The organism is Soehngenia longivitae (assembly GCF_004684055.1).
In the GTDB taxonomy this organism is placed as follows: domain Bacteria; phylum Bacillota; class Clostridia; order Tissierellales; family Tissierellaceae; genus Soehngenia; species Soehngenia longivitae.
This window is the reverse complement of sequence record NZ_SRIB01000003.1, coordinates 108,418-130,476: the sequence shown is the minus strand read 5'-3', so window position 1 is coordinate 130,476 and position 22,059 is coordinate 108,418. Positions and strand designations below refer to the sequence as shown.

Annotated in this window: 24 protein-coding genes and 1 other annotated feature; of the genes, 6 read left to right on the top strand and 18 right to left on the bottom strand. The window is 33.0% G+C overall.

Annotation, left to right across the window (positions count from 1 at the left end; all coding sequences use genetic code 11):
- From E4100_RS03420 to E4100_RS03410, 4 genes are all read right to left on the bottom strand, one after another.
- Positions 1-759: an ABC transporter ATP-binding protein gene (locus E4100_RS03420; RefSeq protein ID WP_135270641.1), complete on the bottom strand. Its 759-nt coding sequence runs from the start codon at positions 757-759 to the stop codon at positions 1-3.
- Between the two features lie 90 nt (positions 760-849).
- Positions 850-1,026 (bottom strand): hypothetical protein, encoded by a 177-nt coding sequence (locus E4100_RS09285; RefSeq protein WP_167792064.1) that lies wholly within the window; start codon positions 1,024-1,026, stop codon positions 850-852.
- A gap of 24 nt (positions 1,027-1,050) precedes the next feature.
- The gene (locus tag E4100_RS03415; protein WP_209315244.1) at positions 1,051-1,758 is read right to left on the bottom strand and encodes a hypothetical protein; all 708 of its coding nucleotides are present in this window, start codon (positions 1,756-1,758) and stop codon (positions 1,051-1,053) included.
- A gap of 99 nt (positions 1,759-1,857) precedes the next feature.
- Positions 1,858-2,448, bottom strand: a complete 591-nt coding sequence (locus E4100_RS03410; RefSeq protein ID WP_135270640.1) for an HD domain-containing protein — start codon at positions 2,446-2,448, stop codon at positions 1,858-1,860.
- Positions 2,449-2,563: 115 nt separating this feature from the next.
- Positions 2,564-2,802 (top strand) — a binding site (T-box leader).
- 49 nt (positions 2,803-2,851) lie between these two features.
- Between E4100_RS03410 and E4100_RS03405 the strand changes: the two genes are divergently transcribed.
- From E4100_RS03405 to E4100_RS03390, 4 genes are read left to right on the top strand one after another with little or no spacing between them, the layout of a single operon-like run.
- On the top strand, positions 2,852-3,811 hold the full coding sequence (locus E4100_RS03405; RefSeq protein WP_135270639.1) for an ABC transporter substrate-binding protein: 960 nt from the start codon (positions 2,852-2,854) through the stop codon (positions 3,809-3,811).
- Between the two features lie 14 nt (positions 3,812-3,825).
- On the top strand, positions 3,826-4,731 hold the full coding sequence (locus tag E4100_RS03400) for an ABC transporter permease (protein ID WP_135270638.1): 906 nt from the start codon (positions 3,826-3,828) through the stop codon (positions 4,729-4,731).
- Positions 4,697-5,464 (top strand): ABC transporter ATP-binding protein, encoded by a 768-nt coding sequence (locus E4100_RS03395; RefSeq protein ID WP_135270637.1) that lies wholly within the window; start codon positions 4,697-4,699, stop codon positions 5,462-5,464. The genes E4100_RS03400 and E4100_RS03395 overlap by 35 nt, the downstream gene beginning before the upstream one ends.
- A 48-nt stretch (positions 5,465-5,512) precedes the next feature.
- Positions 5,513-5,935, top strand: a complete 423-nt coding sequence (locus E4100_RS03390; RefSeq protein WP_209315243.1) for an OsmC family protein — start codon at positions 5,513-5,515, stop codon at positions 5,933-5,935.
- Between the two features lie 5 nt (positions 5,936-5,940).
- On the opposite strand, the gene E4100_RS03385 is transcribed toward E4100_RS03390, so the two are convergent.
- A complete protein-coding gene (locus E4100_RS03385) occupies positions 5,941-7,086 on the bottom strand; it encodes a hypothetical protein (RefSeq protein ID WP_135270635.1) in 1,146 nt (381 codons plus the stop codon).
- Positions 7,087-7,213: 127 nt separating this feature from the next.
- On the opposite strand from E4100_RS03385, the gene E4100_RS03380 reads away from it, so the two are divergent.
- Both E4100_RS03380 and E4100_RS03375 read left to right on the top strand, forming a co-directional pair.
- Positions 7,214-8,455: a Y-family DNA polymerase gene (locus E4100_RS03380; RefSeq protein ID WP_135270634.1), complete on the top strand. Its 1,242-nt coding sequence runs from the start codon at positions 7,214-7,216 to the stop codon at positions 8,453-8,455.
- Between the two features lie 21 nt (positions 8,456-8,476).
- Positions 8,477-8,740, top strand: a complete 264-nt coding sequence (locus E4100_RS03375; protein ID WP_135270633.1) for a hypothetical protein — start codon at positions 8,477-8,479, stop codon at positions 8,738-8,740.
- Positions 8,741-8,794: 54 nt separating this feature from the next.
- On the opposite strand, the gene E4100_RS03370 is transcribed toward E4100_RS03375, so the two are convergent.
- The 13 genes from E4100_RS03370 to ppdK all read right to left on the bottom strand — a co-directional run bounded on the left by E4100_RS03370 (position 8,795) and on the right by ppdK (position 22,043).
- Positions 8,795-9,157 carry a DUF1667 domain-containing protein gene (locus tag E4100_RS03370; RefSeq protein WP_135270632.1) on the bottom strand — a complete coding sequence of 121 codons (363 nt, stop codon included), beginning with the start codon at positions 9,155-9,157 and terminating at the stop codon, positions 8,795-8,797.
- Positions 9,150-10,403 carry an NAD(P)/FAD-dependent oxidoreductase gene (locus E4100_RS03365; RefSeq protein WP_135270631.1) on the bottom strand — a complete coding sequence of 418 codons (1,254 nt, stop codon included), beginning with the start codon at positions 10,401-10,403 and terminating at the stop codon, positions 9,150-9,152. The genes E4100_RS03370 and E4100_RS03365 overlap by 8 nt, the downstream gene beginning before the upstream one ends.
- Positions 10,404-11,843, bottom strand: coding sequence for an NAD(P)/FAD-dependent oxidoreductase (locus tag E4100_RS03360; protein WP_135270630.1), 1,440 nt, complete (start codon positions 11,841-11,843; stop codon positions 10,404-10,406).
- Positions 11,844-11,859: 16 nt separating this feature from the next.
- Positions 11,860-13,356 carry a glycerol kinase GlpK gene (gene glpK / locus E4100_RS03355; RefSeq protein WP_135270629.1) on the bottom strand — a complete coding sequence of 499 codons (1,497 nt, stop codon included), beginning with the start codon at positions 13,354-13,356 and terminating at the stop codon, positions 11,860-11,862.
- Positions 13,357-13,403: 47 nt separating this feature from the next.
- Complete coding sequence (locus E4100_RS03350; protein ID WP_135270628.1) at positions 13,404-14,114, bottom strand: MIP/aquaporin family protein; 711 nt, start codon at positions 14,112-14,114, stop codon at positions 13,404-13,406.
- A gap of 108 nt (positions 14,115-14,222) precedes the next feature.
- Positions 14,223-15,218: a dihydroxyacetone kinase subunit DhaK gene (dhaK, locus tag E4100_RS03345; protein ID WP_135270627.1), complete on the bottom strand. Its 996-nt coding sequence runs from the start codon at positions 15,216-15,218 to the stop codon at positions 14,223-14,225.
- Positions 15,219-15,235: 17 nt separating this feature from the next.
- On the bottom strand, positions 15,236-15,637 hold the full coding sequence (dhaM, locus tag E4100_RS03340) for a dihydroxyacetone kinase phosphoryl donor subunit DhaM (protein WP_135270626.1): 402 nt from the start codon (positions 15,635-15,637) through the stop codon (positions 15,236-15,238).
- 11 nt (positions 15,638-15,648) lie between these two features.
- The gene (gene dhaL, locus E4100_RS03335; RefSeq protein ID WP_135270625.1) at positions 15,649-16,266 is read right to left on the bottom strand and encodes a dihydroxyacetone kinase subunit DhaL; all 618 of its coding nucleotides are present in this window, start codon (positions 16,264-16,266) and stop codon (positions 15,649-15,651) included.
- 17 nt (positions 16,267-16,283) lie between these two features.
- Complete coding sequence (locus E4100_RS03330; RefSeq protein ID WP_135270624.1) at positions 16,284-16,859, bottom strand: glycerol-3-phosphate responsive antiterminator; 576 nt, start codon at positions 16,857-16,859, stop codon at positions 16,284-16,286.
- 206 nt (positions 16,860-17,065) lie between these two features.
- Positions 17,066-17,761 carry a LiaF transmembrane domain-containing protein gene (locus E4100_RS03325; protein ID WP_135270623.1) on the bottom strand — a complete coding sequence of 232 codons (696 nt, stop codon included), beginning with the start codon at positions 17,759-17,761 and terminating at the stop codon, positions 17,066-17,068.
- Between the two features lie 12 nt (positions 17,762-17,773).
- Positions 17,774-18,580, bottom strand: coding sequence for a pyrroline-5-carboxylate reductase (gene proC / locus E4100_RS03320; protein WP_135270622.1), 807 nt, complete (start codon positions 18,578-18,580; stop codon positions 17,774-17,776).
- Entirely contained in the window at positions 18,573-19,268 is a 696-nt protein-coding gene (locus E4100_RS03315) for a TVP38/TMEM64 family protein (RefSeq protein ID WP_135270621.1), read from the bottom strand. Before E4100_RS03315 ends, proC begins: the two co-directional genes overlap by 8 nt.
- Positions 19,269-19,397: 129 nt before the next feature.
- Positions 19,398-22,043, bottom strand: a complete 2,646-nt coding sequence (gene ppdK / locus E4100_RS03310) for a pyruvate, phosphate dikinase (protein WP_135270620.1) — start codon at positions 22,041-22,043, stop codon at positions 19,398-19,400.
- Between the last annotated feature and the right edge of the window lie 16 nt (positions 22,044-22,059).

Sequence of the window (22,059 nt, the reverse complement as noted above, 5' to 3'; positions counted from 1 at the left end):
TTAAAGCGCCTCCACTATGTCAACGACATCCTCATTACCCGTCAATTCTAAGAAAAGGTCTTCAAGGCTAGTGTTCCCTTCTTTACTCAACAACCTTAATTCTTCTAAGTTCCCTTCTGCTATCAATTTCCCTTCATTAATAATCCCTATCCTGTCGCACATCTTTTCAGCTATTTCCAACACGTGCGTAGTTATAAATACAGTAGAGCCTTTTTGAGCTGTTTTAGTGAGCAAATCTTTTAATAGCCTAGCTGATCTTGCATCTAAACCCACTGTGGGTTCATCTAAAAACATAACTTTTGGTTCTCTCATAAGTACAGAAATGAGCATTAACTTCTGTTTCATCCCATGAGAATAGTCACCAATGTAGTCATTTAAATAATCTACCCCAAATGCACTGGACAGTTCTTCTATCTTTGGAATTATATCGTCTTTATTTAATTGGTATATCCCAATTATAAAATCTAAAAATTCATTTCCTCTCAAGCCTTCATATAGTTTAGGTTCGTCTGGAATAACACCTATCATTCTCTTTATCTCTAATTCCCTATCTCTAAGAGGCAACCCGCAAATATGGACTTCTCCTTCTGATGGCTTTAAAGTGCCTGTAAGCATCCTAATAGTAGTGGTTTTACCTGCTCCATTTGGCCCTAAAAATCCATATATCTCGCCTTGTTTCACATCTAAATTCACTTTATTGACTGCAATGTAATCCCCAAATCTTTTAGATAAATCAACTGATTTTACATATGTTTCCATAGAAATCCTCCAAGCTTTATTTTAAATTATTTTTACATTAGTTATTATACTACTAAATTAAACTTTTAACAAACTTTTTCCATACCTTGATTACTTATTTTTAATAGCTCCCCCAACTAGACCAATCAACGCAAATAAAGTATAATAACCAGCACTGGTAATTTCTAGTTTGAAAAGTTCATTCAATCCTTGAATTATCATACTATCAATGCCAAAGAATGATAGAATCCAAGCTACAAATATTCCGATTAAAAAACCACCTAACATAGATATTCCTCCATTCTATTGTAATCATATCGTCCATTCTCCATGAACTATACCCACTAAATACCATACTCCATCCATTTTCTCATAAACAAGTCTTAAACTTCGCCAATCCATACCTTCATATTCTTGCTCAAATCCGGTAAAATGAAACTCAATAAAGTATGCATCTGGATAAGCTTCTGATATATTGTTTAAACTGTTCCCTTTTCCAATTGAATAATTATTGCCTATCATATGAGGGTTTGCAAAATCTACATCGTATATGAATCTATCAAAGTACTCGCTAAATGTCATTACAATTGGTTCTCCTGAGCCATCAAACGATCCCCAAGTATATTCTTGAGTGTCTTCTAAAAATGTAGTTATTCTATCCTTTGTGAAAACTAAATCATTTTGCAAATCAATATGTTCATATGGTGTAAATCTAACACCCATTAACGGATGAACCACACTAGCTAAGCCTTCCATATCTTTATTTTTGAGATAGTTTACTGTTTCCAATGCTCTTAGTAATACTTCATTGTTTTTATATTTATCCATATTATCAGTTTCCTCTAACTCTTGTTCCAGATCTTTTAATTTCTTATTCAATTCTTCAACTTCTTTATTTAATTGATTTATTTCTTCATCTTTCTGAGCTAATAGTTCTTCATTCTCATTATTGGTACACCCTGATAGTAAAAGAATTGTCATTAAAAATATGGCTATTAAAAAACTTTTATTTTTAATCATTATAAACTCCTCCTAGATATTTATAATTCTCTTTACACCTTTACCCATTATAGCTACTACTATCATAAAATATTGATATTTTAATTGATTTTATCCACCCTAATCTTTTATTATGTAGCCTTTCTTTTGAGCATCTTCTAACATGTATAAAACAAACTCCCATAGTTTTTTAGAACTGTATTTTACTGGCTCAATCCTCTTGTAGATATCTTCTTTGGGAACAGAATATTCTTTCCAAGTTCCTCCACCATTATTGTAATTATTTAACATTGGTTGAAGTCTATCCATAGATGCTGAAAACCTAGCTTCTGGGGTCTCCATCGCTTCAAATTCTTCCCAAAGAGCTTTAAATTCTTCACCTTTGTCTTCTTCTAATAAGCCAAATATCTTTTCAGCTGCGATTTTTTCTCTGTCTTTTTTATCTCCATTTGCTATTTTGTCATAACAAAATGTATCCCCAGCGTATATCTCAACTAAGTCATGTATTAAAAGCATTTTTATAGTTTTTAGTAAATCAATTTCTTCATCACAGTATTCATGAAGCACCATAGCCATGATAGCAATATGCCACGAGTGTTGGGCATCATCTTCTCTTTTCTTCTCATTTATGACTTCAGTTCTCCTATAAATACTCTTCATCTTATCAATTTCAACTATAAAATTAATATCCTTAATCAGTTTTTCATCCATAATATCTGCCTCTTTCTTTTTTGTTTAATATTATATTAACATATTATCAAGAATAATAAAATTTATAAATTTAGCTTGACAAAACTATAAAATACCTTTATCATGTATTTAATACATAAAAGCTTTGAAGGAGAGAAGTGTTTCAAAGAGATATTTAAAGAGAGTCGGAGGTTGGTGGAATCCGATAATATCCTGAAACAATGTACACTCCCAAGCTAATTTGTTGAAATGATTTTAGAGTAGACAAATTCGTTTTTCCAACGTTACATGGAATAAGACTGTTAGGTCTGAAAATGAGTGGTGACAATTGTCACAATTTGGGTGGTACCACGTGAGATATCTCTCGTCCCTATATATTTTATAGGAACGAGAGATTTTTTATTTTATAAAGGAGGAATTAAAAATGAAAAAAAACTTATTTATCGTATTGTTACTGTGTTCAGCTTTACTAATATCATCTTGCAGTTCTTCAAATGATGAAAATGAATTTACTGTTGGCATTGTACAACTAGCTGATCACCCTGCGTTAGATGCTGCTAGAGAAGGTTTTGTAGATGGACTTGAAGAATTAGGTGTTGATGTAAAAATAGAATATCAAAATGCACAAGGCGATATCCCAACTTCATTATCTATCGCACAAAAATTTGCAAATGACGGTGTAGATTTAATTTATGCTATAGCTACACCTGCTGCTCAAAGTGCAAAACAAGCTACCAAAGACATACCTATACTTTTTAGTGCTGTGACTGACCCAGTTTATAGTGAATTAGTTGAATCTCTAGATAACCCTAATACTAATCTCACAGGTACTAGCGATGAAAGTCCTATTAAAGAGCAGCTTGAAATATTTAATAAATTAGATCCTGATATTAAAAAAATAGGAATCTTATACAACACAAGTGAAAATAATTCTGAAATTCAGATTGATAACGCAAAAAAAATAGCTAAAGAATTGAATCTCGAAATAGTTGAAAAAGGAGTTTCTAATATAAATGAGATCCCTCAAGCTATGGATTCACTTGTAAAAGATATAGACGGTTTTTATGCAATCACTGACAATATGATAGCTTCGGCAATAACTGTTATTTCACAAAAACTAAATGAGAATAAAATAATTTCTGTCGGAGCTGAAGAAGCCCATGTGGAAGGTGGATTGTTAATAACAAATGGAATCAGCTATTATGAGCTAGGCAAGCAAACTGCTTCAATGGCTAAAAAAATATTAGTCGATGGATTGTCGCCTTCAGAAATTCCTGTAGAAAAAGCTAAAACTATATCCACGGTATACAATGAACAAACTTTAAATCTATTAAATATAGATATAAATAATGATGTATTCAAAGATGCTGTGAGTATCAAATAAGGAGGACTATAGTAATGATAAATTTATTGGAAACATCCATAGAGCAAGGACTTATATTTGCAGTCCTTGCAATGGGGGTAATGCTGACATATAAAATATTAGATATCGCAGACTTAACTGTAGAAGGAAGTTTTTCACTAGGAGCTTTTGTTTTTGCAAAGTTTGCGGTATCGGGTTTCAACCCATATATTGCTACGCTTTTGTCATTTGTGTTTGGTGTTTTAGCTGGCGGCATAACATCTTTCTTATATATAAAGCTAAAAATAAAACCTCTACTGTCAGGTATCTTAACGATGACAATACTCTATTCTATTAACTTAAGATTGAATGGAAAAGCCAATGTTGCACTTTTTAACCAGCAAACATTATTTTCTAATACTTCTGCTATTTTTTTAGCTCTTTTGATTGCACTCTTTATCAAAATACTATTGGATATATTTTTAAAAACGGAAATTGGATATTTGCTAATCGCAACAGGGGATAATGAAACTTTAGTAAAATCAATAGGTAAAAACAGTGATTCATTCAAAGCATTGGGACTTATGCTCTCAAATGGTCTTGTCGCACTAAGTGGAAGTTTAATGGCTCAATATCAAGGATTTGCAGATATCACCATGGGAAACTCTATAATTGTCACTGCATTAGCGTCAGTCATTATTGGCGACAGTATAAGAAAAAATTCTTCACTAATTAAATTGACAACTCGTTCAATATTAGGTGCATGTGTATATAAGATCATAGGTGGAGTAGCTATTGAGCTGGGTTTAAATCCAACAGATTTAAGAGCTATCAGTGCAATCATCGTTATATTGTTTATTTCATATAATAATTTTGCATCTCAGACAAATATCAAGAAATTAAAAACTAAGATAGGAGGAACAAAATATGTTGGAAATAAAAAAGTTGCAAAAGAGCTTTAATCTTGATAGAGATAATATATTGGTTGTGTTTGATGAATTTAATTTAAAAATAAAAGCAAATACTACCACTGCTATAATAGGACCAAATGGATGTGGAAAAACTACTTTGTTGAATTTAATTTCTGGAAATGAGAAAGCAGATAATGGAAATATAATATTAAATGGCATTGATATAACAAATGAAGCTGAAGAAAAAAGAGCAACACGTATAAGTAGAGTCCATCAGGACCCTTCAAAATCTGTATCTCTAAATCTTACTGTTTTAGAAAATTTAGCTCTGGCAGACAAAAAGGGAGAGAACTTCACTCTAAATAAACTCATTCGCAAACAGAAAAAAGATAGGTATATAGAAATTCTAAAATCTTTCAATATTGGTTTGGAAAACAAAATTAACGAGAAAGTAAAATTTCTTTCTGGGGGTCAAAGACAAAGTTTATCCCTGATAATGGCATGTATGAAGAATCCTAAATTGTTATTATTAGATGAGCATACTGCAGCTTTAGATCCAAAAGCTTCGGCTTTAGTATTAGAAAAAACTAGAGATTTGATACAAAAAAATAAAATAACTACTTTAATGGTATCACATAATATAAGAGATGCTTTAAGATACTCCGATAGAATAATAATGCTTGATAGTGGCAGAATTATAATTGACAGGCCAAGTTTAAATATAAAAGAATCTGAGATTTTTGACATATATAAAGAAAATTTGAAAGAAAGGTTTGTCTCATAACCTATTGGGTAAATATCTGATGCAAATACTTAATTGGGAGTTGATATGTTGAAAGAAGTAGAAGTTGTTGGAAATTTAATTGGAAATACTGCCTATAAAATGAACATCGATGGACACGATATAATAATCGATACAAGTGTTGAAAATGGTGGCAATGATCTTGGTCCAAGACCCAAAGCACTCATGTTAGCAAGCCTCATAGGGTGTACTGGGATTGATGTAAAGATGATTTTAGATAAAATGAAAGTAAAAATCGATGATATACAAATTAAAGTTAGAGCAACCGCAACCGAAGAACACCCAAAAGTATACACTTCATTTCATGTGATTTATGAATTTAAAGGCACCGATTTAGATATTAGAAAAATAGAGAAAGCTGTTAAATTATCTCAAGAGAAATATTGTGGAGTGACCGCTATGCTGAGAATGATAGGTCCTGTAACTCATGAAATTGTGATACGAAATATCTAAATATTTCATATCACAATTTTATAATATTTTCTTCTCCTTTGAGTTTCTTTAAATCCTACTTTGCTAAACCATCTTATCCATTGAATAAACTTAAGTGATAACTTTTTATAAATGTTTTTATTTTTATCTAATGCATCATTTCCCAAATAGACTAAGGCTTGTTTTCTCTCCTTAAGCCAATAAATCAATGTTTCTTCCTCTTCTTCATTTAAAGCTTTTTCTATATAAATTATAATTTCCACATTGTACTTATTTAAAATTTCTATAACTTCTCCCATGGTAATCCATGTTTCTTCATCCTCAGGGAACTCCAAAGGCATAATTAAAGCTTTTAGTCCAATTTGAGCAAACTTTTCTATGATCTCTTCGTTTTCTTTTATCGTGTGCCAATTTCCAACAGCATAGTATGTCTTATTGACCATTTTTTCACTAAGTAAGTTTACTATACTCTTTAATCTCAATGCATCCTCAAATAAATCAAAATCCTTAAAGTACATACCTTTTGAAACTACATTGTCCATTTGCATAGATATTTCTTTAATATCATATAATTTACCATTTTTTATGCCAATAAGATCTTTATCGTATATAGTCTCTCTAAAACTAGTGTAAATTTCTATAATACCTTCATTGTTTAAGAAATAATATTTATCTATATCGCTATATATGCTTCTATCTGGGAGATTGATATTTTCTTGAACCTGAAGATTTACATTTTCTACTTTATTTTTTATTTCTTCTAGGCTCCTATCTACTTCGATACCCAATAAAGTTTCATTAAATTGTTCAATAGGATTTGAATTGAAATATAAATCTATAAATGGTAAGTCTTTGTTAGGATATAACTCTCCTACTATTGCTGTAATGCATTCTGGCAATATATTTTTTGATAAACTGCTAAGTTCATTTAAAGTACTTTCTTGCCCGAAATATCCTTGAAATACAATAAGAGACGGTTTTTCATCAAGTAATTCTCTTTTTAAATTTATTTTTGTTACTGCTAAGTCAATGAGTTTTAACTCACATTTATCCTTTATATAATCTCTTAAGTTCCCTGCTAAATACGCAAAATCTACGGGTTCTCTAAATTTTATTAAACTATATTCTTTGTCAAGATTACTCAATTCAGTTCTAACTAAAAATACTTTCATCTCACCATCTCCCTTTATTTCTTTACTTTCTAATTATACCCCTTTTAAATAATTTAAAATATATATTGACATCGAACATTTGTTCATATACAATAAAATCATAATATTTCTGATGGGAGTTTTTAATATGAATGATAGAATTGTTTTTCACATCGATGTAAACTCAGCTTATCTTTCTTGGGAAGCTGCTTATAATCTACAAATGGGATCTAATTTAGATTTAAGAGAAGTCCCTTCTATAGTTGGTGGAGATCAAGAAAAAAGGCATGGGATAGTCTTGGCAAAATCAATTCCTGCAAAAAAATATGGAATAAGAACTGGCGAGACTGTATATAGTGCATTAGAAAAGTGCCCTCAGCTTATAGTTGTCGAACCTCATTATGAAAGGTATATGAAAGCAAGTAAAGCGATGGTAGATTTTTTATCTGATTACTCCCCTAATATTCAACGTTATTCAATAGATGAGGTTTTTTTAGATTATTCAAATGGAAATTTACCCTATATGGAAGCTGCCCAAAAGATGAAAGAAGGGATAAAAAAAGAATTGGGGTTTACTGTAAATATAGGAATAGGTCCAAATAAGCTTTTAGCGAAAATGGCCTCTGATTTTACAAAGCCAGATAAAATACATACCCTTTTTTATAATGAAATAGCAGAAAAAATGTGGCCTTTACCGGTAGAAGATCTTTTTATGATAGGTCATAGAACAAAGAAAAAATTAAATTCCAGAGGAATATTTACAATAGGTGAATTAGCTCATTTGGATAAAAATTATGTCTATTCTTGGCTTAAAAAACCTGGTCTTTTAATCTGGGAATACGCAAATGGAATAGAATCTTCAGATGTAAAATCTGATAAATCAAAAGTTAAATCAATCGGGAATTCAACAACTCTTCCCTTTGACGTAACCACTAAAGATGAAGCGTTGAAAGTTATTTTGGGAATTTCAGAAATGGTGGGAATGAGGCTTAGAGAGTTAAATATGAGAGCACATGTTATATCGGTATCTCTTAAAACAAGTGAATTTTTCTCTTATTCACATCAAAAAAAATTGCACATACCAACTTCTTCAACAAACACAATATATAAGACAGCCTCTACTCTGTTCGAAGAAATGTGGGATTATAACCCACTTAGATGTTTCTCAATAAGTTTGTCATCACTTTTAGACGAAGATTTCATTCAATTATCTTTATTTGAAGATTTTAATGAAAAAGACATACTTCTAGACAAATCTATCGACCACATAAGAACTAAATTCGGGCAAGATTCTGTTATAAGATCTTCATTCCTTTATTCTGGAATAGATCCTATTATTGGTGGCGTAGTTGCTGAAGAAAATTATCCTATGATGTCAAGTTACTTATAATATATTGTGAGGTGATTTATTATGAAAATAGTTATGAAACCCATTGAAATGATAGCATGGTTTAACAATACAAATCATCCAATCCCTTTGAGATTTAGAATAGAATCTGAGGATAAAACAAGTTCTGTTGTAAAAATAGATAAGATTATCTTCAAAGAAGAAGAAAAAATAGCAGGCAATAAAATGGTTATATACAGATGTGAAGGTATCATTGATGATTTAAAAAGAATATTTGAATTAAAGTATGAACTTACAACCTGCAAGTGGTTTTTATTTAAAATATAAGTCAACAAAATAAGCATATCTCTCTCCCATCTCCATGATATGCTTTAAATTAACTCATTTTCTACTAGGTATGTTTCTAGTAGCGACTACATTAGCCCCAGTATTTAATACATTTTCTAATACTATATCTCCTGAAGATATTGGGGCTTTTACTTTTATTTTATTTATCTCTTCCATACATTTGAATATCATATCTTTTGGAATACCTTTATCTGTTTTTACCGGAAGCACAGGTAATATACCTCCTTCTACGGCAATAGTAGAAGTTAAAATTCTCCTTGGATCTGTAATTTCTTGTAGAGCGTATTCTTTACCTCTAGCACAAGTATATCCAGTTATTAAATATCCATTTTCTGTATCTTCAACTCTCATTTCACATCCCACTGGGCAAGCGATACACGTAATATCTCTAATCATTTTCTTCACCTTCAATATCAACTCTTATACTTCCATTTATATTCTTAATCACATCATTTTTTAAAGGTATTTGTATCATTTCAGAAGGAACTATAATCTTGTACTTTTTTTCTTTTAATACTTTGTCTTCTGTATAAATCTTTACAATTGGATTTCGATATATTTTTCTACTTCTAAAGCATATCAATGCTCCATTTTCATCATCAAGAGCTATCTTTTGAGGAAGTACATAAATGAGCTTATCTCCAGGATATACATCTACGTATTTTTTGTTGTTTAATTCTCCCCTTGCAAATCTAGCTGCGTTTTTCCCTGCAATCCTGCTTTCTCTTGTCACGAAATCCACTATATCATGTACGTGTAGTACATTCCCACATGAAAAAATACCTGGTATTTCTGTTTGCATATTGCTGTCAACAAATGCTCCTTTTGTTCTAGGGTCTAAACTCACTTCAGCTTTTTGACTTAATTCATTTTCCGGAATAAGTCCAACTGACAAAAGCAATGTGTCACAGCTTATATATTCTCGTGTGCCTTCAATCTCATTAAATTTGTTATCAACTTCTGCTATCGTGACACCCTCAACTCTATTTTTCCCATGAATTTCTGCTACTTTATGGCTTAATAAAAGCGGTATGTCAAAATCATTTAAACATTGATGAATATTTCTATTAAGTCCACTTGAATGAGGCATAATCTCAACAACTGCTTTCACTTTAGCTCCTTCTAGAGTCATTCTTCTTGCCATTATGAGTCCAATATCGCCTGAACCATATATGACTACCTCTTTGCCTACGAGATATCCCTCCATATTAATTAATCTCTGTGCCATCCCCGCATTGTATACTCCAGATGGTCTAAAACCTTTAACCCCTATAGCTCCTGCAGTTCTTTCCCTGCATCCCATAGCCAATACAATTGATTTTGCTTTGAAGTTCATCAATCCTCTATCACCAAGTGCAACTACTTCTTTGTCTTTCGATATATCCATTACCATGGTGTTTAAATATACATCTATATCTCTTTTTAACACTTCTTCTATAAACCTGTATGCATATTCTGGGCCCGTAAGTTCTTCTTTAAATTCATGCAAACCAAATCCATTGTGAATGCATTGATTCAAAATGCCCCCTAGCTCTCTATCTCTTTCTATTATACATGTCTTATCAGCTCCATTGTCTTTTGCTTCAATAGCAGCTGCAAGTCCTGCTGGACCTCCTCCGATTACTATGCAATCATATTCCATTTAAAGCACCCCTTTAGTTCTCCCAATAACAATATTTGAGCCTTGGCCTTCCTTTAATACTTCTTCTACAGGAATTCCTAACTCTCGAGAGAGTATCTCTAGTATTCTCGGACCACAAAATCCTCCTTGGCATCTCCCTGACCCTGGCCTTACTCTCCTTTTAATGCCATCTACAGTCCTAGCTCCTGCATTTCTGTGAATAGCTTCTATTATTTCTCCTTCTGTTATCATTTCACATCTGCAAATTATTCTCTTATAATTTGGATTCTTTTTGAGTATTTCCTCTTTTTCTACGTCACTCAAATCGTTAAAGTGTGGTATTGCTTTTCTTTCTTTGATGAAATTTTTCTTTTCTACTAAATCTAAATGCCTTGAAACAAAATCACGTACTTCCTCGGCTATAGCAGGCGATGAAGCTAAACCGGGAGAGTCTATTCCACCTAGGTTTATCATTCCTTTGATATTTTTAGATTCATATATCAAAAAATCACCTTGTGATATAGAAGCCCTTAAGCCAGAAAACAATCTGATTGTTTCATTCAATGCCAACTCAGGCACAAGCTTTCGTGCAACCTCATCAACTTTGCTTATTCCAGAATCAGTAGTTCTTGTGTCCTCCTTATCTTCTACAGGGTCTGACGTTGGTCCAACAATTATATTGCCATGAACAGTTGGAGAAACTAATATTCCCTTCCCAGCTTTAGTAGGAGTAGTAAAAATAACATGTTTTACAATATCTGAAACCTTTTTGTCTAAAATTCTGTATTCTCCTCTTCTTGGTTTTACTGTAAATTCTGTGTCTCCTGCAAGGCTTGCTATTTCATCTGAATACAGTCCAGCAGAGTTAATTAGAATTTTTGTTTGAAATTCGCTACCTTTTTCAGTGCGCACTAAAATTGCGTCGTCATTTTTTTCTATTTCTATAACTTTTTCATCTAAAAACAACTCCACTCCATTGTCCATAGCATTTTCAATAAAAGCAAAAGTTGCATTGAAAGGGCAAACAATTCCAGCTTCACTACAGTACAACGCTTTAGTTACCTCTTTAGAAACATGTGGTTCCATCATTAATATTTCGTCTTTGTCAATGATTTTTAATCCTTCTACGCCATTTTTAAGTCCATTCTCATATAGTTCTTGTAACTTCTTCTCATCTTCTTCATTAAAAGCTAGCACTAAAGAACCACATTTGTCAAAGGGGATGTTTAGTTCTTTTGATAAAGTTTCAAATAATTTTTCGCCTCTTACGTTTAGTTTCGCTTTTAAAGAGCCATGAGTAGCGTCATATCCGCCATGGACTATAGCGCTATTTGATTTACTCGTTCCTTGGCAAACTTCTGTCCCTTTTTCTAGTACTGCTATTTTTAAATCATATTTTGATAGTTCGCGGGCTGTGGCAGCACCTACCACACCCGCACCTATAATTAAACAATCGTACATATCCATTACCTCGCTATTAATCTCTTTCCCAGTCTTTAGACCTTTCTACAGCTTTTAACCATTTGCTGTATAGCTTTTGTCTCTTTTCTGATTCCATATTTACTTCAAATGTTTTATCTAGCTCCCATTTGTCTTCAATCTCTTTTTTATCTTTCCAGAATCCAACAGCTAATCCAGCAAGGTAAGCTGCTCCTTGAGCTGTAGTTTCTGATACTTTTGGTCGATCTACAGGCACTCCTAATATATCTGCTTGGAATTGCATTAAGAAATCGTTAGCACTTGCGCCTCCATCAACTTTTAACCTGTTTAATTTGATTTTTGAATCTTCTTCCATAGCTCTAATAACGTCTTTAGTTTGATAAGCTATAGATTCAAGAGTTGCTCTAACAATATGTTCTCTCTTTACACCTCTGGTTAATCCCAAGATAGCTCCTCTTGCGTACATATCCCAGTGAGGTGCTCCAAGTCCTGTAAAAGCAGGTACTACATAAACACCATTAGTATCAGGAACTAATTTTGCATAATATTCGCTTTGTGGTGAATCATAAATTAATTTCAATTCATCTCTCAACCATTGAATTGCGGCACCAGCAATAAATATACTTCCTTCTAATGCATAATTTACTTTTCCATCTATTCCCCAAGCAATAGTTGTCAAAAGACCATTATCTGATTTTACTGGTTTTTCTCCTGTATTCATGAGTAAAAAGCATCCTGTACCATAAGTGTTCTTAGCCATTCCTTCTTCAAAACAAGCTTGGCCAAAAAGTGCTGCTTGTTGATCTCCAGCATCACCAGCAATCGGAATATTTGCTCCTCCAAATGTTCTTTCATCAGTAGTACCATATATTTCACTTGAAGGTCTTACTTCTGGTAACATTGATTTAGGTATGTTAAGTATTTCTAACAGCTCATCATCCCATTCTAGAGTGTTTATGTTGAAAATCATTGTACGAGATGCATTTGTATAGTCAGTTACATGGACTTTACCTCTAGTTAAATTCCAGATAAGCCAAGTGTCCATTGTCCCAAATAATAAGTCTCCTCTTTCAGCTTTTTCTCTAGCTCCTTCTACATTGTCTAATATCCATTTTATCTTTGTTCCTGAAAAATATGCGTCTATTACAAGTCCTGTTTTTTCTCTGACTAAATCCTCATAACCCTTTGCTTTTAACTCTTCACATATATCAGCAGTTCTTCTACATTGCCATACGATTGCATTGTAAACAGGTCTTCCTGTGTTCTTATCCCAGACTACAGTTGTTTCTCTTTGGTTAGTAATCCCAATTGCTGCAATCTCATCTGGCCTTATGCCATTTACCTCTAAAACTTGTCTTGCTACACCGCTTTGAGTTCCCCATATCTCCATAGCATCATGTTCAACCCATCCTGGTTTTGGATAAATTTGAGCAAATTCTTGCTGTGAAACACCAACTATTTTACCATCTTTGTCAAACAATATTGCCCTACAACTAGTGGTACCTTGGTCAAATGCCATTACATAATTTTTCATTTTAGCCCTCCATTCTAAACTTTAAATCCAATATTATTATATAAAAATTACATTCCAAAAATCAGCTTAAATAACAATGCCCCACAAATTCCTCCAAGTATTGGTCCAACAACTGGTATCCATGCATATCCCCAGTCAGAACCTCCCTTTCCTTTTATTGGAAGAACAAAATGTGCTATTCTTGGGCCTAAATCTCTTGCAGGGTTAATAGCATATCCAGTAGGTCCTCCTAGTGACAATCCAATAGCAAATATCAAAAGTCCAGTAATAAAAGGTGCTAGTCCAGGTGATATTTCGTTTCTTCCGATGAACAAAATTCCAAACAACAATACTGCAGTGCCAATAAATTCAGTTAAAAGATTTGCAAATGTGTTTCTTATAGCTGGTGCTGTTGAGAATACGCCAAGTTTTGCTTCTGGACTTTCTGTTGCCTCCCAGTGTGGCAAATATGCAAGGTAAACAATGCATGCTCCCAAGAATGCACCAATAAATTGTGCTGCAATGTAAGGTAATACATCACTCCAAGGGAATGATCCTATAACTGCTAATCCAATTGTAACTGCAGGATTTAAGTGTGCACCGCTAATGTCTCCTACAGCATATACTGCCATTGCAACTGCAAGCGCCCATGCAGCTGTTACAACTATCCATCCACCATTTGCAGCTTTAGAATGTTTTAAAGAAACTCCTGCTACTACGCCTCCACCAAAGATGATTAAAATTGCTGTACCTACTAATTCAGCCATAAATGTTGACATATATACCCCTCCAATATTTATTTATATAAGAGCAAAAAAATAGAGAACCTATCAACGGTTCTCTCTCTTCTTTACCCTTGATATACATGGAATAAATTGTTTATAAAATTAAAACTGAACTAAAGCTGGTGTGTTTGATTTATACAATAACAATTCTTTTAATTCATCGTCTAACTTTAGTAAAGTTATTGAAAAACCAGCCATATCTAAAGAAGTCATGTAGTTTCCTATATATGTTCTGACTATTTTAATCCCTTTATTCACTATGACATCATTTATTCTTGAATTAGCGATATTTAACTCCATCAGAGGAGTTGCTCCCATGCCATTTACCATCACAGCAACTTCATCACCGCTATCTAATTTAAGGTTGTCAAATATCTTATTTAGCAATTCATCCACAATTTCATCAGCAGGCTTAATTTCATCTCTATGTGTACCTGGCTCACCGTGTATTCCAATGCCAATTTCCATTTCATTGTCTCCTAAAGTAAAACTTGGTTTGCCAACTGCAGGCAAAGTACATGATGTTAATGCCATTCCCATAGATTTAACGTTTTTAATTACCTTCTCAGCTACATTTTTTACTTCTTGCAAACTGCCACCCATTTCTGCTTTTGCACCCGCAATTTTATGGACAAATATTGTTCCGGCAATACCTCTTCTGCCAGTAGTATAAGTGCTATCTTCAACTGCGACATCATCATTTACTACGACTTGTTCTACTTCAATCCCTTCATCTTTTGCCATATCGCTAGCCATTTCAAAATTCATTATATCGCCAGTATAATTTTTAATTATCAATAATACACCTTTTCCATTATCTACAGCTTTTATAGCTTCATAAACCTGATCTGGTGTAGGAGATGTAAACACTTCACCGGCAACTGCAGCATCTAGCATACCTTCACCAACGTATCCTGCATGAGCTGGTTCATGCCCACTTCCTCCACCACTAACAAGAGCTACTTTCCCAGTTTTAGGATTACTTCTAACGATTACATTTAAATCTTCTAATCTCTTTACATATTGTGGATATGCCTTAACAAAACCTTCTAGCATTTCATTTACTGCATTTTCAGGATTATTGATTAATTTTTTCATAAACCCTATCTCCTCCATTATTTATTTAATTTAGAAAAAATTTTTACTTCTTCTGCTTTCGTAAGGCAAGACTCTAAATTTCCTCCAATATATGCTTCTATAGATCCTGCTATAGCTCCTTCAACGATTGGTGCATCAGCTATTTCAACTCTTATATCTTTAGAACTGTCCTTTAAAATATCTATAGCCATTTCAGTACTAAGTATTGCACTGCCTAAATCAGCAAATACTAAAACTCCATCGCCTGAATCTGCATTTTCTATTGCATTTGCTATCTTTACTGCATCTGTTCCAAGACTATAATCATCTAATCCACCTGCTGAGATGATTTTTTGCTCTTTACCTGCCATTTCTCTACACATATCAACTACGCCTTCTGAAATCTTATTGCTATGCGAAACTATTACAATACCAACCATTCATTCACCCCTTACTTCATATAATTCTTCAAAATAGATTCTAATAACAATGTAAACGATGTAGCTCCTGGGTCTTGATGACCTATAGATCTTTCCCCTAAATAGCTGGCCCTTCCTTTAGTGGCAATTATTGTTTTAGTATACTCCACTCCTTCTTTTGCAGCTTCTAATGCTTTTTCTAAAGCTTGTTGTACACTTCCGCCAGAATCAATAACTTCTACAAAAGCTTCATATGCGGGTTCCATAGCATCGATTATTGTTTTTTCACCTTTGGTTGCCTTGCCTCTTTCCTTTACTCCGTCTAATGCTGCTTTAAACATTTGACATAGTACATTTGGATCCATAGTATTATCTACGGCTACATTGGCTGCTTTTAAAAACATTGTTCCGTATAGTGGACCACTTGCACCACCCACTGAAGAAATTAGGCCCATACCTGCTTTCTTTAACACATTTTTTAAATCTAAATCTTCCTCGCTTAACTTTTCTACTACAGCATTAAAACCTCTCGCCATATTAGTACCATGATCAGCATCTCCTATTTCTGCATCTAATTGAGTAAGAAAATCTTTATTTTCAACAATTATGTCCCTCATTGCTTTAATGTAGCTATAAACAGTTTTTTCCATTGTATCCTCCTAAAATATTAAGAATTCCAAAGTTCTTTCTTCGTTGTAGAAACAGCAATTCCCCCGGCTTTTAGGCATTCGTATATTTCATTTTTAGTTTCTATTAACCCACCACCTATTACATTGATATTTGGAATCTCTTTTTTGATTTTATTTATTGCTTTTGGTATAACACCCGGCATAACTTCGACTAAATCCGGATTTACTTTTTTAATGTTTTTAATATTCATTTCAATGGAAAGAGAATCTATTACAAAAAGCCTTTGTACAACTCTTAAATCCCTTTGTACTGCTGCTTCAGCTATGTTGTTTTTTGTCGTTATAACTCCACATTTACCATTGAATTTTTCATGTATGAAATCCACTACGATCGGATTTGATGCTAAACCAGTTAACATATCTAAATGAATAAATGGGTACTTATTTGCTTTTAGTATCTTTTCCACAATGTATGTATACTCCATGATATCTGAGTTTAATATAAACACTATTGGGCAATTTGAGTTTATTGCTAAGTCAAGATCGTTTTTCCCTTTTATCGCTGCAATTACAGGATTTTCTTCTAAAACTAAAGTCAAATCAACTCTTCTCATAAAATCACCTCCTAATAATAACGATTTCCTTATACTATAAAAAAAGACATAAAACGAAAGAGGACTTAAAGACTCTCTCATCTCATGTCTTTGTTAAATTTCATTATCTAACTAAATTTATCATATTACACTTAAAACCATATGTCAATATCATAAAAAAGAATTTTTTGAAAATTCTATGTTTTTAATTTAACAAAGTCGATGTATTATTCTATTTCTACTCCACCAAACAAAGCTAAACCTTTGAAAACTACAGTAGGAGCATTTTCAACAAAAGGTCTTTTATGATTCATAGAATATCCACCAAATAATGGTGTCCCTTCTATTTTTACATTCCAATCTTTTGGTATATTGATTTCTATTCCTCCAAATACTGCATTAGCCTCTATTACGATAATATTTTTTGTGGTTTTTACGTTTGTTAAATCTATCTCAATTCCCCCAAAAATTGCATTTAATTTAGCTCCTGCAAAATCATCATTGATAACTTTCAATTCCAATCCTGAGAATAAAGCAGTGTGAGATATAAAATTTTCCTTGACTGTGTTTTTTTCAAAGTCAGATGTGTCAAAATCAACCTTTATTTTTTTTTTATTTTTTTCACTCTCAAATATCATATTTAACCCTACGATAATCAAAACTGAAGGTAAAAAATAACTCATAATTCCTTTGTTTAAGTAATTAAGCTTATTTAATTGGATAATTACTCCAAATACTAAAACTATTGCACTAAATAGTTTAGATTTTGTTTTGTCAAATAAAGAGCCAAGCCCATATAATACTATTAATAGGGGCCAATAAGTCCTCAGTATATCCCCAAAATAAAATATATCGAATTCATCTAAAAGAAATAAAACTCCTAGAATGATTAAAATAATACCTGCAACATATCTGCTTTTCAATCAAATCCCTCCTTATTTATTCATGCTCTTGCTTTTCTTTGCTACTGCTACTGAAGCATCAATCACAGCAGCACGAAAGTTCTTTTCTTCCAATTCTTTTATTCCTTCGATAGTAGTACCTCCAGGCGAACACACTTTATCTTTTAATATACCTGGATGTTCTTTTGTTTCTAGAACCATTTTAGCGGCACCTAAAACAGCTTGTGCTGCAAAAGTGTACGCTACATCCCTTTTCATCCCCATAAGTACAGCTGCATCAGCCATAGATTCAATCATCACATATACAAATGCAGGTGAAGACCCACTTACTGCTGTAACTGCATCCATTAAATCTTCTTCTACAACTTCTACTTTACCAAAAATACTAAATATTGACAACAAGTCATTAATATCATTTGTATCTAAACTTTCATTAGCATATAATGCAATCATCCCTTCACCTACCATCACAGGAGTATTTGGCATTATGTTTACAAATTTAGTATTTTTGTTTAGGTTTTTTCTCATGAAGTTTGAGCTTATGCCCGCTGCAATTGATATAACTATAGCATTTTCCTTTAATGATCCTCTTATTTCATTCAATATGTTTTCATATTGGTGTGGCTTAACAGCAAGTACTAAATAATCCGCATATTTTGCAACTTCACTTGTGTTTTCTAGTACTTTTATATTGTATGTATTCTTTATTTTATTTCTTGTTTCAACTGTTTTTGCAGTTGCAATAATATTTTCGTTTTTAAAATCATCATACTCTATGAGCTTTCTAATCATTGCTTCTCCCATATTACCAGCACCAATAAACCCAATTATTTTATTCAATTTTATCCTCCTTTGTTGATTTCTTTGCTTTGTTTAAAATCGCCCTATAAATTAGCGCTGCACCAATAGACAAAACAACTCTCATAATAATTGCTAATAAAAACTCTGGTGAAGTTGGATCAGTTATTGTCCTTCCGATGACAGTAGAGATAATCAACATTGGCATTAAACCAATAATCGATGCTGTCATATATTTATAATATGAAATTCGAAGTGATCCAAAAAACATATTAACTATATCATGAGGTAATATGCCAACTATCCTTATGATAAATGCAGAAAACCATTCATTATCTTTTACAACAGAGTAAAATTCATTTAATTTCTCATATCTTGATAAAATCTTTTCCTTTAAAAAATCTCCAGATGAATATCCAATTCTATACGAATAGGTTAAGCCTATTGCTACTCCTAAGATATTTAAAGGTATTGCCAAATATAGTGGGAAAATTAATCCAGAAGCTATGTACAGTGCCATTATCGGTCCTACTATTGACACGGATTTTATTAAATATAGTATTAAAATAAAAATGCTGGCAACAGCCCTATTTATAGGGGACATATTGAGTATATTGTCAACTGTAATTTCTTCACCAAATATTAAATATATAATTATTCCAGCTATTATCAATATTGCAGGTATTATTTTTTTATAGTTAAATAAATTATTGTTATTTTTTTTTGCCATTAATAATCTCCAAAAAAGTATTTAACTCATTTAAGCAAATAGAGTCTTTTTTATATATACCCAAATAAAGTTAAATATTCATTTAATTTATAAATCCCCTGCAAGTATTACAGGGGATTTATATTATAACTATTTATCTCTTTGTATATCCATTTTTTCTTTTATTACAGCTTGAGCTGCAGCTAGTCTTGCAATAGGAACTCTATATGGTGAACATGAAACATAGTTCAATCCAATCCTATGGCAGAATTCAACCGAATTTGGCTCGCCACCGTGTTCTCCACAAATGCCAAGTTTAATTTCTGGTCTGGTCTTTCGCCCTAACTCTACTGCCATTTCCATCAATTTCCCAACGCCTTCTTGGTCAATAGTTTCAAATGGGCTCTTCTTAAAAATACCTTTTTCTACATAAGCTTCTATAAACTTACCAGAGTCATCTCTTGAGAATCCAAAAGTCATCTGAGTTAAGTCGTTTGTTCCAAAGCTAAAGAACTCAGCTTCATGTGCTATATCATCAGCAGTCACACAAGCTCTAGGTATCTCAATCATTGTACCTACTAAATACTCTAATGAATCATTTCTTTCTCCAAATACTTTCTTTATTTCGTCTTCAACTTCCTTCTTGACATATGCTAATTCAGCTTTTGTTCCTACTAATGGAATCATAATCTCAGGGATTACTTGCATGTTATCATTTTGTTTCAAATCCAACGCAGCTTCAATTATAGCCCTAACTTGCATTCTGTAAATTTCAGGATAAGTTACAGCTAACCTACATCCTCTATGTCCAAGCATTGGGTTTAGTTCATGCAATTCTTCAATTCTATCAGCTAATTCTTTATATTCCATTCCCATTGATTGAGCTAATGCTTCAATATCTGATTTTCTGTTTGGCAAAAATTCATGCAATGGTGGATCTAACAATCTTATAGTTACAGGTCTTTCTCCCATGACTTTGTAGATTTCATAAAAATCTTTTCTTTGTAATGGCAATAATTCTGCTAATGCTTTTTCTCTTTGTTCTAATGATTTAGAAACTATCATTCTTCTGACAGCAGGAATTCTTGCTTCATCGAAGAACATGTGCTCAGTTCTACATAAGCCTATTCCTTCAGCTCCAAACCTAACGGCTGCAGCAGCATCCCTAGGTGTGTCAGCATTTGTTCGGACTTTGAGTCTTCTTGTTTCGTCAACCCAAGACATAAAAATCCCAAATTTACCAGATAATTCAGTTTGAACTTTTGGTATTTCTCCTAAATAAACATTTCCTGTTGAACCATCTATAGAGATAAATTCTCCTTCTCTTATAACTAGAGAATTAGATCTAATTTCTTTTGCTTCTTCATCAACTCTAATATCACTACAGCCAGCTACACAGCATTTCCCCATTCCTCTTGCAACTACAGCAGCATGTGATGTCATTCCGCCTCTAGCAGTTAAAATTCCTTCTGCTAAAACCATTCCTTCAATGTCTTCAGGCGAAGTTTCTTGTCTAACTAAAACAACCTTTTCGCCTCTCTTTGATGCTTCTACAGCTTCTTCAGCTGTAAAATAAACTTTTCCAGATGCAGCTCCAGGTGATGCTGGAAGTCCTTTTGCAATAGGATTAGATGCTTTAAGCACTTTTTCGTCAAATGATGGGTGTAGTAGTTGGTCTAGTTGATTTGGTTCAATTCTTAGGATTGCCTCTTCTTTTGATATAACCCCTTCATCTACTAAGTCAACAGCAACATTTATAGCAGCATGAGCTGTTCTTTTCCCATTTCTTGTCTGAAGCATGTAAAGCTTCCCTTTTTCAATTGTGAATTCAACATCTTGCATATCTCTATAATGTGCTTCTAATATATGAGCGATTCTTTGTAGTTCTTGGTAAGCTTCTGGCATAACTTCAGCTAATTCTAAAATAGGCTTAGGTGTTCTTATACCAGCAACAACATCTTCCCCTTGAGCATTTACTAGAAATTCTCCATATAATTTATTCTCTCCAGTAGCTGGATTTCTTGTAAACGCTACTCCAGTTCCTGATGTTTCTCCCATATTGCCATATACCATTGATTGAACATTTACTGCTGTTCCCAAATCATTAGGGATCTCATTTAATCTCCTATAAACGATAGCTCTAGGGTTGTTCCAAGAAGCAAATACCGCTTTTATAGCTAATTCTAATTGTTTCATTGGTTCTTGTGGGAAGTCCTCATTCATTTCTTTTTTGTAAAGCTCTTTGTATCTTTCAACTAAGACTTTCATGTCATCTGCATTTAAGTCGGTATCTAATGATGCGTTCTTTTCTTCTTTTAATCCATCTAATATCGCATCAAATTTTGATTTGGAAAGTCCCATTGCAATGTCAGAGAACATTTGAATAAATCTTCTGTAACTGTCATATGCAAATCTCTCATTGCCAGTTGACTTTGCAAGACCTTTAACGGATACATCATTTAACCCCAAGTTTAAGATAGTATCCATCATACCAGGCATAGAGAAAACCGCACCAGATCTTACTGATACAAGTAAAGGATTCTCTGTGTCAGAGAATTTTTTCCCAGTTTGCTCTTCCACTTCTCTTAAATGCTCATAAACCTCTTCTAGAAGTTCAGGCCATAATTGTTCTTTTTCGTCATAGAACCTAAGACAAGCTTCAGTTGTAATTGTAAATCCAGGAGGAACTGGTAATCCAAGATTTGTCATTTCAGCTAAGTTAGAGCCTTTCCCACCTAGCAGGGATTTCATTTCCTTTGAACCTTCTTTAAACGAATATACATATTTTTTTGCCATATAAACCCTCCTTGCT

Coding starts and splice junctions, on each gene's coding strand:
- E4100_RS03420 (WP_135270641.1), bottom strand. CDS start 759: ATGGAAACATATGTAAAATCAGTTGATTTATCTAAAAGATTTGGGGAT.
- E4100_RS09285 (WP_167792064.1), bottom strand. CDS start 1,026: ATGTTAGGTGGTTTTTTAATCGGAATATTTGTAGCTTGGATTCTATCA.
- E4100_RS03415 (WP_209315244.1), bottom strand. CDS start 1,758: ATGATTAAAAATAAAAGTTTTTTAATAGCCATATTTTTAATGACAATT.
- E4100_RS03410 (WP_135270640.1), bottom strand. CDS start 2,448: ATGGATGAAAAACTGATTAAGGATATTAATTTTATAGTTGAAATTGAT.
- E4100_RS03405 (WP_135270639.1), top strand. CDS start 2,852: ATGAAAAAAAACTTATTTATCGTATTGTTACTGTGTTCAGCTTTACTA.
- E4100_RS03400 (WP_135270638.1), top strand. CDS start 3,826: ATGATAAATTTATTGGAAACATCCATAGAGCAAGGACTTATATTTGCA.
- E4100_RS03395 (WP_135270637.1), top strand. CDS start 4,697: ATGTTGGAAATAAAAAAGTTGCAAAAGAGCTTTAATCTTGATAGAGAT.
- E4100_RS03385 (WP_135270635.1), bottom strand. CDS start 7,086: ATGAAAGTATTTTTAGTTAGAACTGAATTGAGTAATCTTGACAAAGAA.
- E4100_RS03380 (WP_135270634.1), top strand. CDS start 7,214: ATGAATGATAGAATTGTTTTTCACATCGATGTAAACTCAGCTTATCTT.
- E4100_RS03375 (WP_135270633.1), top strand. CDS start 8,477: ATGAAAATAGTTATGAAACCCATTGAAATGATAGCATGGTTTAACAAT.
- E4100_RS03370 (WP_135270632.1), bottom strand. CDS start 9,157: ATGATTAGAGATATTACGTGTATCGCTTGCCCAGTGGGATGTGAAATG.
- E4100_RS03365 (WP_135270631.1), bottom strand. CDS start 10,403: ATGGAATATGATTGCATAGTAATCGGAGGAGGTCCAGCAGGACTTGCA.
- E4100_RS03360 (WP_135270630.1), bottom strand. CDS start 11,843: ATGTACGATTGTTTAATTATAGGTGCGGGTGTGGTAGGTGCTGCCACA.
- glpK (WP_135270629.1), bottom strand. CDS start 13,356: ATGAAAAATTATGTAATGGCATTTGACCAAGGTACCACTAGTTGTAGG.
- E4100_RS03350 (WP_135270628.1), bottom strand. CDS start 14,114: ATGTCAACATTTATGGCTGAATTAGTAGGTACAGCAATTTTAATCATC.
- dhaK (WP_135270627.1), bottom strand. CDS start 15,218: ATGAAAAAATTAATCAATAATCCTGAAAATGCAGTAAATGAAATGCTA.
- dhaM (WP_135270626.1), bottom strand. CDS start 15,637: ATGGTTGGTATTGTAATAGTTTCGCATAGCAATAAGATTTCAGAAGGC.
- dhaL (WP_135270625.1), bottom strand. CDS start 16,266: ATGGAAAAAACTGTTTATAGCTACATTAAAGCAATGAGGGACATAATT.
- E4100_RS03330 (WP_135270624.1), bottom strand. CDS start 16,859: ATGAGAAGAGTTGATTTGACTTTAGTTTTAGAAGAAAATCCTGTAATT.
- E4100_RS03315 (WP_135270621.1), bottom strand. CDS start 19,268: ATGGCAAAAAAAAATAACAATAATTTATTTAACTATAAAAAAATAATA.
- ppdK (WP_135270620.1), bottom strand. CDS start 22,043: ATGGCAAAAAAATATGTATATTCGTTTAAAGAAGGTTCAAAGGAAATG.